Genomic DNA, 12,491 nt, shown 5'->3' on the forward strand with positions numbered 1-12,491 from the left:
CTGAGTGTTGTGATTTCATTCGTTTTAGTGTCTAGACACGATGGCCTTCATCTTCAGCATTTCTGTCGCTTATAGAATCGTGGATATTTCTTTATGCTCCTTAGCATTAACTCATACTTAGTCATGGCCAGTGGGATGATGGCTGCAGATTCAGAGATGTCTACGTGAGGGTCTGGATGCAACCGTAATCCGACTATGGCCGGTTCAGGAAACCTGGCCTGTGCCGACGACATATTGAAAGGAGACCGCCATATGACCGATATTCTCAGAAAACCAACTCCGATCGCGAAAATATACGAGGCGTTAAGCGCGGTTGCGGATGATCGTGTGAAAATGTGCAGCTCGGAGTCGAAGGCCATCGTGACGTCATCAGCTCGCACGAAACGTTATACAGTCATGATTTCCGAGGGACTGTATACCTCCAATGACAACGCGACATACTGGCAGCATTATGCCGGATATCCCATCATCGCAGTGCTCATCGAGCAGGGAAAGATTAGTCTTCCACTAGATTCCCAACCGCTGTTGAAGCATTTCCGGAACATCAATTGGAAGCGACTGAATACCGACAACAAAAACCACTACGACCAAGCCGTTTCACAGTTTCTGTCCAAGACCGGCCACACAAATGAAATCGAGAAGCTCGTCCAAAACATCTACGCGCAGGCCAACAGTCTTCCATTCGCGGTCAAAGGCAACCGCAAACCACTCATCAAAGTGACGGGAGCAGGACAATAAGACCCAACCTCGACTCAGAGCGTTAGAATTCCAACCCGGATCGTGTGCTTACACGAAAACCAGCTGCACCAATACCATATACAAAGCGGTACCGCCAAAAATCGAAAGCAGCATATTATGTTTCCAATAGTGCAGGATGATTACGGCAAGCAGCGCCAACGCCTCCGGAATGCCATGACTCCCCGAAGTCACCGACACGTTCTTCATCGAATAGATCACCAGCATGCCCATGATGGCTGGTGGCAATACCCGACCCAGATAGCGAACGAACTTCGGTGGCGTTTTCGACTCGGGGAAGAGAATAAAAGCGCCGAACCGGGTCAGAACCGTTCCCAAAACTACGACAGCAACGGTGATAACACTTTGTAAAACATCCATGGTCATCATCGTTTCACCGACTTCCTGTAGGCGTCTTGGCCAATGCCATCGCTGTGATTCGTTTCCGATTGGAGATTCGCACCCTCGTCGCTGCTTTCCAGCGCGGCATCGATATCTCCCGAAAGGTTCTCGCCATCCTCTTTAAGTTCTGTCAGATACGGACGCAACAAGACGAACGCCAAGAGCATCACCAGCAATGTGGGCAGCATGAAGTTTTTGGGGCCGAAGATGATGAGACAGATCAGCGACACCAGCACACCGACCATGGCCGGGGTATGTCCCTTCAGACTATGCGATTCGTCCCATTCGTCGAGAACGATGGCAAGGAACATCGCCGTCATTGCAAATTCGACGCCCTTGGTGCTGAATGGCAGAACTCCTCCTATAAGCCAGCCAAGTGTGGCGCCTGCCACCCAGGAACTCCAGTTGATCAATGTGATCCATAGCATGAACCATCCGCGGTCCGTATCTTCCGGCACTTTGACGGATGAATTGACGGCAAAGGTCTCGTCGCACATGCCAAAAATGAGAAACGGCTTCTTCCAGCCTGTGCCGCGGTAGGTGTCGAGCATCGAAAGCCCGTAGAAGATGTGACGGCCATTGACCATAAGCGTCATGATGAATGCCACTAATGGGTTAAAGGCACTGAGCAACAGGTCAATCGTGACGAATTCCATCGATCCCGCAAAGATAAGCGCACTCATGCATATTGGATAAATAATCGGGAACCCTTTGGAAAACATCAAGAGACCATAGGAAAGTGCCGGGAAGAAGAGCCCGGCCCAGGTCGGCAATGTATATGGCAAAGCGACTCGAAAGGCATGGAATCTTCTACCCACTTTGTCCCCTTTTCTTTTCAGACACCATGCTATTCGAAGATATCTGTACTATTTGACGGTATCTTCCACACGTCGCACTCTAACAGCCCCCGCTGTAATCGCAAAAGAAGGATTCATTTTTTGATATCGTATACAGCATGCCGGCCTGAGTCCTCAACAGAAGCGGAATGCTGCTATTTCCTGTTGATCTGAATGTTATTCTGTTGAGCTTCGGGTCAAAGTCCGGGTAAGACTGAACCAGCTAGGTGGTTCAGCCACGATTCAGAGACAATAGCCTCAAGTATTTTCCGTTTCCGGTCTTCTCTATCGTTTTTGGACGATAGCTATTTTTCTTGAAATACGAACATTATTGATGGATTTCGGTATTACCCGTTACCAGCCGTTTTAACCATCGGTCTAACAGGATGTCGCAGGTTCAAATCCCGTCAGATTGTCTTTTGGTTTTGAAATTCGTTCTTTCAAATTGCTAGATATGTCTTAGCTCTCAATATGACAATTTATTTAGGGTTTCTGTTTCTTGCATTGTTAGATTAACTGCCAATTTTGCCCGAATGACGTGGTGATTTCCCATATTGTTTTATAATCTTTTTCGAGATTTTGGCTGAGAACAAGTTGTCATGAGTGTCTGTCCTGGTCAAAACCAGGGAGATGCCGTTTTCCTCGATACAGTAGATGAGAAGCCAATCGTCTTCGATGTGTAGCTCTCGGTAGCCCAGCCAGTTCCCTTTGAGTGCATGATCGCGGTATTGCGTATCAAGTCTCGCTCGATCTTCCGCCATGACTGCATCGACTGCAACCCACAACTTGTCCATATCGCGGTGCTTCTTTTTCAGGGCTCGATAGTCTTTTCGAAAGCTGGTATGGAGTGGATGTTCTTAAGCATCGAGGAAATTCCTCATCTCTTGGACGCTGGAGAAAGTATGTCCTTCCCCGGCTTCCACTTGGCGTCGTGCTTCGGCATTTTCCTGCTCGATTTGCGCTTGGCGAAGCTTTTCGTAGTCATGTCGATCGACAATAACGTAAGTGGGCTCGTTGTTGCGCAGCACAGTAACAGGTTTGCCGTCCTTGACCCTCGCGAAAGCTTTGCTTGCACCTCCGCGGCTAAACGTGCTGATAGGAACCATCGTGTCCAAAGGTACTTCAATGCTCATTTTAACCCCTTAATTCATGAAAATTTACATGTATATCATCATTATATATGTAAGAGGTGATTTCGCTTTCACTCTTGCGTCTTTGTATAAAACTTGGTTCTAAAATCATTAGCGAGGAGTGAGTTTAGATAATCTTTGCTGTTCGCTTATAGGCTGCTTATGCTTCGTTTCCACAAAGGTTTCGCCACTTTTCCTTGCTTCTGCAGAAACACCAATATAAATACCGCAATCGCACCGCACACCAGCACTGGAACAATGCTCGCTTCGAAGCCGAAGGGGCCGCCGGTTAGGATTTCGGGGCCTTGCCAACTTGCGATGAACCATGACGATTGGTTGCCGGTTCCAGAGACGACGGAACCGAATATCGGGCCTTCGGCGACGTTCCACATGGCGTGGAAGCCGATGACCCACCACAGTGATCTGGTCCACGCGTAGATGGCAGCGAACAGTACGCCGGACTCTATCGCGAGGGCGAGTGCTCCCCACAGCGTCGCCCCGGGATTGCCCAAGTGCATGAGCCCGAACAGTAGGGCGGAAACCAGAACGCTGCCCCAGGTTCCGATCCATTCCTCGAGCAGCCTGAAGATGATGCCGCGGCACGCGATCTCCTCGCCGATGCCGCCGCAGACACCCATGACGAAGATATCCATCCATGGCGAGTAGTTCGGATTGAAGCCGATTACGCGATAGTTGCCCGTAAGAAAGAGGATGCCGATGCACAGGGCGATGACGCCGAAGCCCGTGAGCATTCCAACCAGTAGGCCAAGAAGCCGGGAGAGCCGTAGTTCGTAAGGGTTCCTGCGCTTTTCGAGCAGCATTACCACTACGAGGTAGGCGATGACGACCGCCGCGACCTCCAGCGGTGCCGATACCGACATAGACGTAATCCAGCGATTCTCTCCACTGGCGTGGCGCTGGAAATGCAGAACATGCTTGATCAGCAAGAAGGCAGGAACATAGAGCACAAGGAATATCAGGATAAAAGCGAGAAGATGCACCAGCGTCCGGACGGCAGCCTGCCTCTTTCCAGTTTTCACGTCCTCATGATCTGGCGTCAGCATCATGCTCCTCTCAACAGAAATGCTACTTCTGAATAATATTAACGAGAATGCTGGAATTGAGAAATCTTGGGGAAGTCTGTCGTATAGTCGATTTAGGTGTCACTTGCTGACTTATCGGTATCTGGCTATGCGACCCCCGATTTAATTTCAAGTTTCGTAAGAGTTATAGGAAGTTCTTCGCCTTTGAGATAACAGCAGGGTTTTGATAGTGAGCAGTGATGTCGCTACTATATTTCAATTTCGCATGACTTGCGTCTTACAATGTTTTCTGTCAAAATGAATGTTGCTTCGCTCCGAATGGAAGAGGCTCCAAGTCGCCGGGGCATTCCCTCGGCATTCTTTTCTCTGCGTGTGTAGAGGAATTCGATTCTAAAAATTGAGAACAAACGGCAATTTAAACGGCACAGGTTCCGCAATTCAAAGTATACCGCGGATGCGTTATTCTGAATGTATCTGAGATGTTTCTTGTTGTGAAAGGAAGGTACCGACCATGACTGTTGTCGAGAAGCGTGCGCAGGACGTGTACCAAGCCGTTCATTCCACCGAGATGGAGGGGCAACACGTTGATGAGCAATTCATGGCTGACGCAAAAGAATACATCTTTGGCAAAATAGGTGTCGATGAATGGGGTCAACGAGTTAGAGACCGTGTCCGGCGGGATTTAGCCCATGCCTGAGCGCGACGGATTTGTTGATCCATATCTTATTGGTGGCACTGATGTCCTGAAAAATCTGGTTGGCGCGAAGACTCAGAATGATTTGCTGCACGCCGAAAGCATGCTCGTTACTTATTCCAGCGCCATTCTGCGTAGCAAGCAGCTGCATGCTAAAGGCACAATCAGTCAACTGTGTTTTATCCATCGTTCGTTGTTCGCCGAAGTTTATCCGTGGGCTGGCGAATTTCGTAGAGTCGATATCTCCAAGGGAGGTTCGACGTTCCTGCCAGTGGCTTTTCCGGAGACTGGGTCGCAGTATGTAGAGTCCGTCTTGCAAGAAGATGGCTTGTTGAAAGGAATGGGCCGCAAGACATTCATACAGCGGTTGAGCGTCAATTATGACAATCTCAATAATCTGCATCCTTTTCGTGAGGGCAACGGACGTGCACAACGGATTTTCTGGGAGTTGGTGGCTTGTGACGCCGGATGGCATTTCGACTGGGGCTTGGTAACCAAGAGCTTCAATGATCAGGCATCTATCGCTGCTATGCACGATGATGACCTGTCATTGCTTGAACGAATGTTCGACACGATTGTTAAGCCTCTGGATGAGCCTCTTGTCGCCGGTCCTGACTTGCAGGCGTTGAGTCATGGGGAATATGTGCCATCTCAAACCAGTAGTACCTTAATTGATTCGGCAAAATCCGCTGAACTTTATGAACGCTATATCGGTAAGGCAAGAGAAGAGGAATAATCGAAGCGTGTTCCGTGTACTGAAGATTTCTCTAACCGTTTAGACAAATGATAATCTGTTGCCTATAAAGTAATTGAGTTTTTAAAAGCAAAGGGAGAAATCGCGATGAAGCGGATTGAAGTTGCTTGCGGCGGGATTGATGAGAATGGTCGGTTTAAGACGGAATACACGGGGAGAGGCAGCGATATATCGCCCGAATTTACATTTTCCGCTATTCCGAGCAGTGCCGAGTCGTTGGCTATTATGTTGCGAGATCTGGGTCATCCGTTGTTCGGCGAAATGACGCATTGGATTATCTGGGATTTGCCGGTTATGGAGACTTTGCCAGCAGGCATTGCCAGGGGAACGCGACCTGGAATCGGCGATGCGGTTCAGGGTATAGCGTATGGCTGGCACCGTTATCGTGGTCCGAAGCCTCCAAAAGGAACCAGCCATCGCTACAAGTTCACTGTCTATGCCGTTGATCGGAAGCTTGGACTCGGGCCGATGACGTTTTATCGCAAACTCAGAGCCGAGCTGGAGGGTAAAGTGCTTGGCGCGGGTAGTGCCGAAGGAACGTTTGAATAGATTTCGTATGTCGTATTCTCTGAACCGGCCGTCAATTGAACCTGCCAAGCAACAGCGGTAGTCTGGTATTAGTGAGTTGTCCAGACAGATAGACCGGTCATGCTGGTTGCATGTAAATTGGGTTGCTTTGCTCGAAGCTGTGCAGGAGCAGTAAAACCGCGTGCGATGTTGACCGGCGAATGACCTATTGGCAGGAAAGAGTGGGTTATGAAGCGGCACAAACTGGCGATTGTTGCGTGCGCAATACTCGTCGTCGTGGCAATTGTGATCGGTGTCTGCTGGGCAGTGAGTGGTCCGCTCCGAAAACAGCAGAATAACGTTTCAGTAAAACCGGCTAATGCTGCCAGCCATCTTGAGACGGTGAGTTATGACATCGCTTATCAGGGGAAACGTTACGCGAAAACCGCGAGCGTCTATGTCCCTGCTAAATATCGCAAGGGTACTCCAATGAACATCCTGTATCTGATGCATGGCTCGTGGACGACTGGCCCGAAGCTTGCCAAGCAGATGCAGGGCTCATTGGATGAGTCTCTCTTAAACAAACCGCTGCTCGTGGTTTTCCCGACGTATTATCCTGATGACACATTTGAGGTTCGCGATTACCACAAGGATTATGCGCTGAATCGTTTCTTCGCCACCGATGAGATTGAGCCTCTTATGCGGGCCGTTGAAAGCCGGTTCACGACATATTCTTCGGGCGTTTCGGAGGCAGATTTCGTTGCCAGTCGGACGCATAGGGCTTTCGGCGGCTATTCGATGGGAGGCATCACCGCATGGGAGATGCTTGCGGCCAAACCACAGTATTTCCATGATTTCATGCCGATGGCTGAGTGCAGTTGGATCAATAAAACTACCGGGGGTACCACAGACGAAGACACCGCTGCGAGTCTGGTGGCCGGCTTACGGGCTAGAAATTACGGCGCTAATGATGTGACGGTCATTGCCATGACGGGGGAGAAGGACGAAAGTAAGTCAGGCATGATTCCTCAGATTGATGCGTTGCGTAAAACGCAGGGAGACCTAATGACCACGCAGAATCTCATCTACTGGGAGAATCCTGGCGGCAAACACGGTCTTCCTTCGTTGAAGGTTGAGGTCAGCCACGGAGTGCCGTATCTCTTTGCGCAGTAGCGCGGACGTGTGGCCGAGCAGCATCCAAATATTTGCGCTCTAATGACGATAACTAAGTGTGACAAGAACCGGTTTTGACTTCAAGTGCTTGAAGTCTTTAGGCTGGCAATTGAAAGTTGCCGTATCTTGAGATTTGAGGCATGGTCGAACAACATCCGTTGGTCTGTGTGCTTGCCGATACGTAACCAGCAAGCATACAAGCGACATTTCATGAAGCGATAAGGAAGTTGAATATGACGATACTTGACGAAGACTACACATTGAACAACGGGGTGAAGATTCCCAAGCTGGGTTTCGGCACATGGTTGATTGACGACGACAAGGCCGGAGCGGCAGTACAGACGGCGCTCGCGTGCGGGTATCGCTACGTTGACACGGCTCAGGCTTACGAAAACGAACGCGGTGTGGGCGAAGGTGTGCGGGCCTCGGGTGTCAAACGCGGGGATGTGTTTGTCAGTACGAAGGTAAGAGCCGAACACAAGGATTACCAATCCGCCAAGGATTCCATTGAAGCTTCGCTTAAGGCCCTCGACCTCGATTACATCGACCTGCTGCTCATTCATGCGCCTGAACCTTGGGCCCATTTCCACGAGGGCGACCATTGCCTCGAAGGTAATCTTGAGGCGTGGCGAGCGATGGAAGAGGCCGTGAAGGCCGGCAACGTCCATGCCATCGGTGTTTCGAACTTCGAAGACGTCGACCTTGACAACATCCTCCAACACTGCGAGATCAAGCCGGTGGTCAACCAGCTGCTTACGCATGTGGGCAACACGCGTTTCGATTTGCTCAACACAGCCAAGAAAGACAACATCTTGGTTGAGGCATACTCGCCGATTGCCCATGGCGAGATGGCGGGCAATCCGACGCTCACTTCGATTGCAGAGCGCTATGGCGTTTCCGTGCCGCAGCTGATGATTCGTTATTGCCTTGAACTCGGCACGTTGCCGCTGCCCAAGGCCTCTTCTGAAGCGCATATCAGAGCCAACGCCGAAGTCGATTTCAACATTAGCGCCGAAGACATGCAGACGCTGCGAAATATGCCGAAGGTCAAGGATTACGGCGAGGCCAGCGATTTCCCCGTGTTCAGTGGGCGCTGAGTATTCCGTCGTAACTCGTTTCGAGAATCCTGTTCGTAACTATTTTCCTGTGTCTAGCGGGCGCTGAGTACTCTGATTGGTTTCATTGGCAATCGGCGCTGTGTCGATGACATGCGTCTCATCTTGTCGGAATCCAATAAGCCGAATCGTATGTCACTTACGAATAATTTTAATAGAAAGAGATAAAGAAAATGTCTACAACATTTACGAATCCAGGCCCATTCCCGATGGGACACCCGAACGATGCCTACGCCCAGTATTTTGACGGCCAGAGTTACAATGCCCCACTAGGTGGCACAGACCAGGCCAAGGTCGCCAACGTGACTTTTGAGGCCGGCTGCAGGAACCATTGGCATATTCATCACAAGACCACGCAGATTCTCATCGCCGTCGGCGGGCGTGGATACTGCCAGTTCGAGGGCGAGCCGGCGCGCGAGATGCGTCCGGGCGACGTGGTGGTCGTACCTCCGGAAACCAAGCACTGGCATGGCGCCAGCCCGAATGAGCCGTTCGCGCATGTGGCTGTGATGGTGCCTGGAGAGGGCGCCTCGAACGAGTGGCTCGACCCGGTGGATCCGGAAGAATACGCCAAACTGAACTGACTACTACTGCTTACCTCAACCGTTTACCGAATCTGGCCTGCATCTTGTCTAGCGTATAGCCGATGGCTTGGTAGAACTTGTGGGCTTCCTTGCGGAATTCGGCGGAATTGAGCCGTACTTCCTTGGTATTGAGGCTCCGTGCCCAAGCCTCGACGGCCTCCATCAACTTGCGTCCCGCACCCTTGCCGCGAGCGTCCTCTGAAACTGCAAGCCCCATGACGTTTACGGCTGGGTCGCCGTAGGTCGCTTTGTAGGTGTTGGCCTGCACGTAACCGACAACGTTCCCGTTCCGAAGAGCTACGAAAATACGGCAGCTCTGGTCGGACAACAGTTCTGCGAGTCGTTCGCATGTGCGGTCAAGGGGATAGTCGTACCCCAGGCAGGCCTTGTTGAGTTCCTGCAATGCCGAGGCGTCGTTATCGATAGCCTGCCGAATGATAATTTCGTTCATATCCTCAATCTTAAGATGTTTGTACTAAAAAACTGAGGACGAGTTGTCATATAGACCCACCTCTTCGGCTTGGTTGTGTCGGTTACTCAGTGTTTTGTGTCTTTTCAACTGCATTTTCAGGAATAGCCGATTGCTCTAGACTCGTCTATTGTCTGGTTGCTGCCTGTGGCATTGGGCTAGTTCTCGGCTTTTCGCGCCACAATCGAGAAGGTAAGCGGAATGCGCGGATAGCCTTTTGACATGTGCCATGACGCGTCTTGTTTATCGAATTCGAGCAGCGGCGTTGACTGCCAGTCGGAGATGTCGTATTCGCCGATCTTCTCAATGCGTAGGCCAGCGTCAATCAGCACTGTGGTCATCTCATCGAAATCGTGGGCCCAGTTGTGGTTGTGGGTATGGGTGATTTTCGGCGTTGCTGTCTTTCCGTTTTCAGGTTGTTCCGAATCTGTGTCATCGAATTCTCCCGTTTGAGGCGCCATGGTATAGGTATTTTCGGTATCGTACGAATCCTCGGTACCCGGAAAATAGCTGTTGGTGATGCTCAAGCCGTCATCGCCGAGTGCAAACAGCAATGGATGGTTGTCACGAATCATAAAGACGCCGTTGGGGGCCAGAAGTGTCGAGATGGACTGCGCCCATTCCTCCAAAGATGGCAACCACGTCACCGTTCCGACGCTGGTGACGATGACGTCGAACTGTTTTCCAGGAAGCGCTTCGGCCGCTTTACGCGCGTCGGCTTCGACATAGGTGATGTTTTCTTTTGCGCGTTGCGCTATCTGACGCGCATAACGCAGTGAGGCGGGGGAGAAGTCCAGGCCGCATACGTCTTTCGCGCCTAGTCTGGCCCAGCATACGGTGTCGGTACCGATATGGCATTGCAAATGCAGCAATCGCTGGTCTTTCACCGAATGGTTTGGCAAGTATGGTTTCAGTACTTCGTAATCTCGTCGGACAATCGGATTCGAGAGCGGCGAACTGTTGATCAGCGCCTCGATATCCCCGTACCCGCCGTTGAAATGGACTTCGGCACGGTCATCCCAATTCTCCCGATTATCCTCGATTTCCTGTGAATCGGACCTGCCGAAGTTTCGTGTCTGTGCAACGTCAGCGTTGGCGTTCATGAATAATCTGCTTTCTCTCGTCGTCTTCCTCAGTAAAGACACAATATCAAATTCCACATAAATAATTCTTCCGGAGGAATGGGCGAAGAATGCCGTTTTGCGAGGACACATAACCAAGAAAACGAAAACCAATAAGCAGCAAACAGTCGATAAGAATACTTTTTAGATTCCCCATAGCGACCATGTGGTCTCATTGGTGTTGCTGTAGACTTCACGGAGTGCATTTGCGGCAGCGTCTCTCACTGATTTGGTTGGAGCTTGCTGCTCAAGACGGGTGAGTGGGTCGACGGCTGACGAGGGGAGCTGGCCAAGATAGTCGGTATCGACCACTTCGATACTGCCGTTCAGGTAGCCGTCCACATCGACGTTGGCGATGATGGCATCCGGCTGGACGAACGCGAAAACCAGCCAAAGCACAAGCGTTCCGAAAAATGCCGCACGGAACAGTGCGAAAGTAGGACGCACCAGTTTTATCACGGTTGCTATAAGCAAGAAGGCGATGGCGACCATACCCCAGTACGTGAGCAGGCGCAGGCGGGTCAGGCCGTATTTTTCGACGTACAGGCTCATGCGCCAGGCTGCGGAAACCAGCATCACCAAGGTGGAGGCGACCAGCACAAGTTCAAGCAGCAGCAACGATATCGTCCGTTTTTGATGTTTATGCAGATAGGTGCAGACCATCACGATGACAAGATTGATGGCAGTGACGCCAACGAGCTGGAAGAATCCCTCTCGGGCGTAAGTAGCGTAGCCGCCGAAACGCTTCAGCGTGTCCACTCCGCCGAACAGGTAGGAGGATTGGATGGCCACGAATACCAGATACACCACGTCGAGCATGGCGAGCATCGTGTTGAGCGTTGCCGTGGAGGCCTGATAATGGGTTACATTCGTGTCAGAATCGGCTTTACGACGCGGATGACGAAGTCCGAAAAGCAGCGAGAAGGCAAGCGGGATGACCGCCACGAAACGGATGATGTCGAGAACGCGAGGGCCCAGGTCGAAGTGGGTCAGCCCTTGGAGCAAGCTGCTGACGATCAGCTCGAAGTTTTCGTCGGCGGAGGAGAGCGCGGGAATCACGATGAGCAATACCGCGGCTGCGCACACCGCGCCGATGGCGATGCCGCCGGCCTTGCGGCCACGCCCGTGTACCCATGAAGTGGCGACACGTCCGAGGACCGACCAGTGACGGAATTGCTCGGAGATGAAAGTCCCTACGCCGCGCACAACCTCCCGAAGACGGAACAGTTCGTCATCGTTTTCGCCGCTCAGTGATAGGAACGTGAGCGGCAACGCGATGACCAGCCCGCAGGCGTTGATGGCCCTGATCCAAACCGCCTGGGAAAACGCGGGCACGAGCATAAGCGCAACCGTGCAGAACAGCAGGACATATGACGATTTCGGCATTTGAAGTTTCAGTCGTTTCGCCCCTTTGAGTACGTTTGTCTTATCTATTTCCTTGGCTTCTTTCTGTCGCCTCAAAAACCAGGCGCAGCCGAGGAAAGCAAGCAGGCAGACACTCAGTGCCAAACCGCCGGCGATGGCGAAATATCCCGAAATCTTTACCGGCGAGACGCAGACGCACCAAAGCAGCGACAGCGCCAATGCGCAGATTAGCGAAATCTTGTCGGCTCGGGTCAGCGGTGCAGGCGGAATTTTGGCGATTGCCTTCGCGGGTTCTGCATTTGTGGTGTTGGCTGTGTTGGTCGTCTTGGCTGTGTTGTTTTCGGCAGCGGATTTGGGTTCCGAGGTAGAGGTTTGTACATAGGGATTCGCGTTGGGGCCGGTTGCGGGCACGGATGGTTTATTGCTTTTGTTCTGTTCGTTTTTGGTGGATTTAGGCTGATTTTGGGTATAGTTGTCCTTATCCATGACTGACTTCCTTTTGAAATCGTGTGGTTATGGTTGTTGTGAAATCACTGCTTTATGATGAAAAGTTGTGAGAAAAT

General features: G+C 51.3%; 14 protein-coding genes and 1 pseudogene. 7 read left to right on the forward strand and 8 right to left on the reverse strand.

The window, feature by feature from the left end; genetic code table 11:
- Positions 1 to 252: 252 nt before the first annotated feature.
- Positions 253 to 738 (forward strand): hypothetical protein, encoded by a 486-nt coding sequence (locus tag OZX67_RS04220; protein WP_277144497.1) that lies wholly within the window; start codon positions 253 to 255, stop codon positions 736 to 738.
- A gap of 48 nt (positions 739 to 786) precedes the next feature.
- Here the strand turns inward: OZX67_RS04220 and OZX67_RS04225 are convergent, their stop codons facing one another.
- The 5 genes and pseudogenes from OZX67_RS04225 to OZX67_RS04245 all read right to left on the reverse strand — a co-directional run bounded on the left by OZX67_RS04225 (position 787) and on the right by OZX67_RS04245 (position 4,143).
- Positions 787 to 1,122, reverse strand: coding sequence for a branched-chain amino acid transporter permease (locus OZX67_RS04225; RefSeq protein WP_277144913.1), 336 nt, complete (start codon positions 1,120 to 1,122; stop codon positions 787 to 789).
- Positions 1,122 to 1,922 (reverse strand): AzlC family ABC transporter permease, encoded by an 801-nt coding sequence (locus tag OZX67_RS04230; protein WP_277144915.1) that lies wholly within the window; start codon positions 1,920 to 1,922, stop codon positions 1,122 to 1,124. Before OZX67_RS04230 ends, OZX67_RS04225 begins: the two co-directional genes overlap by 1 nt.
- A 563-nt stretch (positions 1,923 to 2,485) precedes the next feature.
- Positions 2,486 to 2,806 (reverse strand): annotated as a pseudogene (locus OZX67_RS04235) (type II toxin-antitoxin system YafQ family toxin); the annotation flags it as partial.
- Between the two features lie 24 nt (positions 2,807 to 2,830).
- On the reverse strand, positions 2,831 to 3,106 hold the full coding sequence (locus OZX67_RS04240; protein WP_277144499.1) for a type II toxin-antitoxin system prevent-host-death family antitoxin: 276 nt from the start codon (positions 3,104 to 3,106) through the stop codon (positions 2,831 to 2,833).
- Positions 3,107 to 3,252: 146 nt separating this feature from the next.
- On the reverse strand, positions 3,253 to 4,143 hold the full coding sequence (locus OZX67_RS04245; protein WP_277144500.1) for a CPBP family intramembrane glutamic endopeptidase: 891 nt from the start codon (positions 4,141 to 4,143) through the stop codon (positions 3,253 to 3,255).
- Positions 4,144 to 4,657: 514 nt separating this feature from the next.
- Between OZX67_RS04245 and OZX67_RS04250 the strand changes: the two genes are divergently transcribed.
- From OZX67_RS04250 to OZX67_RS04275, 6 genes are all read left to right on the forward strand, one after another.
- A complete protein-coding gene (locus tag OZX67_RS04250; RefSeq protein ID WP_277144502.1) occupies positions 4,658 to 4,843 on the forward strand; it encodes a hypothetical protein in 186 nt (61 codons plus the stop codon).
- On the forward strand, positions 4,836 to 5,576 hold the full coding sequence (locus OZX67_RS04255; RefSeq protein WP_277144504.1) for a Fic family protein: 741 nt from the start codon (positions 4,836 to 4,838) through the stop codon (positions 5,574 to 5,576). Before OZX67_RS04250 ends, OZX67_RS04255 begins: the two co-directional genes overlap by 8 nt.
- Before the next feature lie 105 nt (positions 5,577 to 5,681).
- Positions 5,682 to 6,143 carry a YbhB/YbcL family Raf kinase inhibitor-like protein gene (locus OZX67_RS04260; protein WP_277144506.1) on the forward strand — a complete coding sequence of 154 codons (462 nt, stop codon included), beginning with the start codon at positions 5,682 to 5,684 and terminating at the stop codon, positions 6,141 to 6,143.
- 207 nt (positions 6,144 to 6,350) lie between these two features.
- On the forward strand, positions 6,351 to 7,274 hold the full coding sequence (locus OZX67_RS04265; protein WP_277144508.1) for an alpha/beta hydrolase-fold protein: 924 nt from the start codon (positions 6,351 to 6,353) through the stop codon (positions 7,272 to 7,274).
- A 233-nt stretch (positions 7,275 to 7,507) separates the two neighbouring features.
- Positions 7,508 to 8,371: an aldo/keto reductase gene (locus OZX67_RS04270; protein WP_277144510.1), complete on the forward strand. Its 864-nt coding sequence runs from the start codon at positions 7,508 to 7,510 to the stop codon at positions 8,369 to 8,371.
- A gap of 191 nt (positions 8,372 to 8,562) precedes the next feature.
- Positions 8,563 to 8,973 (forward strand): cupin domain-containing protein, encoded by a 411-nt coding sequence (locus tag OZX67_RS04275; protein WP_277144512.1) that lies wholly within the window; start codon positions 8,563 to 8,565, stop codon positions 8,971 to 8,973.
- 10 nt (positions 8,974 to 8,983) lie between these two features.
- On the opposite strand, the gene OZX67_RS04280 is transcribed toward OZX67_RS04275, so the two are convergent.
- The 3 genes from OZX67_RS04280 to OZX67_RS04290 form a co-directional block, all read right to left on the reverse strand.
- Entirely contained in the window at positions 8,984 to 9,424 is a 441-nt protein-coding gene (locus tag OZX67_RS04280; RefSeq protein WP_277144515.1) for a GNAT family N-acetyltransferase, read from the reverse strand.
- Positions 9,425 to 9,600: 176 nt separating this feature from the next.
- Complete coding sequence (locus OZX67_RS04285; RefSeq protein WP_277144517.1) at positions 9,601 to 10,545, reverse strand: class I SAM-dependent methyltransferase; 945 nt, start codon at positions 10,543 to 10,545, stop codon at positions 9,601 to 9,603.
- 162 nt (positions 10,546 to 10,707) lie between these two features.
- Positions 10,708 to 12,414, reverse strand: coding sequence for a DUF4173 domain-containing protein (locus tag OZX67_RS04290; RefSeq protein WP_277144519.1), 1,707 nt, complete (start codon positions 12,412 to 12,414; stop codon positions 10,708 to 10,710).
- Positions 12,415 to 12,491 lie beyond the last annotated feature (77 nt).

The sequence above is a fragment of the Bifidobacterium sp. ESL0728 genome, assembly GCF_029392015.1.
Taxonomy (GTDB): Bacteria; Actinomycetota; Actinomycetes; order Actinomycetales; family Bifidobacteriaceae; genus Bifidobacterium.

What these genes read in the sequence shown, in the direction of transcription:
- OZX67_RS04220 (WP_277144497.1), top strand. Translation starts at nt 253, where the DNA reads ATGACCGATATTCTCAGAAAACCAACTCCGATCGCGAAAATATACGAG.
- OZX67_RS04225 (WP_277144913.1), bottom strand. Translation starts at nt 1,122, where the DNA reads ATGACCATGGATGTTTTACAAAGTGTTATCACCGTTGCTGTCGTAGTT.
- OZX67_RS04240 (WP_277144499.1), bottom strand. Translation starts at nt 3,106, where the DNA reads ATGAGCATTGAAGTACCTTTGGACACGATGGTTCCTATCAGCACGTTT.
- OZX67_RS04250 (WP_277144502.1), top strand. Translation starts at nt 4,658, where the DNA reads ATGACTGTTGTCGAGAAGCGTGCGCAGGACGTGTACCAAGCCGTTCAT.
- OZX67_RS04255 (WP_277144504.1), top strand. Translation starts at nt 4,836, where the DNA reads ATGCCTGAGCGCGACGGATTTGTTGATCCATATCTTATTGGTGGCACT.
- OZX67_RS04260 (WP_277144506.1), top strand. Translation starts at nt 5,682, where the DNA reads ATGAAGCGGATTGAAGTTGCTTGCGGCGGGATTGATGAGAATGGTCGG.
- OZX67_RS04265 (WP_277144508.1), top strand. Translation starts at nt 6,351, where the DNA reads ATGAAGCGGCACAAACTGGCGATTGTTGCGTGCGCAATACTCGTCGTC.
- OZX67_RS04270 (WP_277144510.1), top strand. Translation starts at nt 7,508, where the DNA reads ATGACGATACTTGACGAAGACTACACATTGAACAACGGGGTGAAGATT.
- OZX67_RS04275 (WP_277144512.1), top strand. Translation starts at nt 8,563, where the DNA reads ATGTCTACAACATTTACGAATCCAGGCCCATTCCCGATGGGACACCCG.
- OZX67_RS04280 (WP_277144515.1), bottom strand. Translation starts at nt 9,424, where the DNA reads ATGAACGAAATTATCATTCGGCAGGCTATCGATAACGACGCCTCGGCA.
- OZX67_RS04285 (WP_277144517.1), bottom strand. Translation starts at nt 10,545, where the DNA reads ATGAACGCCAACGCTGACGTTGCACAGACACGAAACTTCGGCAGGTCC.
- OZX67_RS04290 (WP_277144519.1), bottom strand. Translation starts at nt 12,414, where the DNA reads ATGGATAAGGACAACTATACCCAAAATCAGCCTAAATCCACCAAAAAC.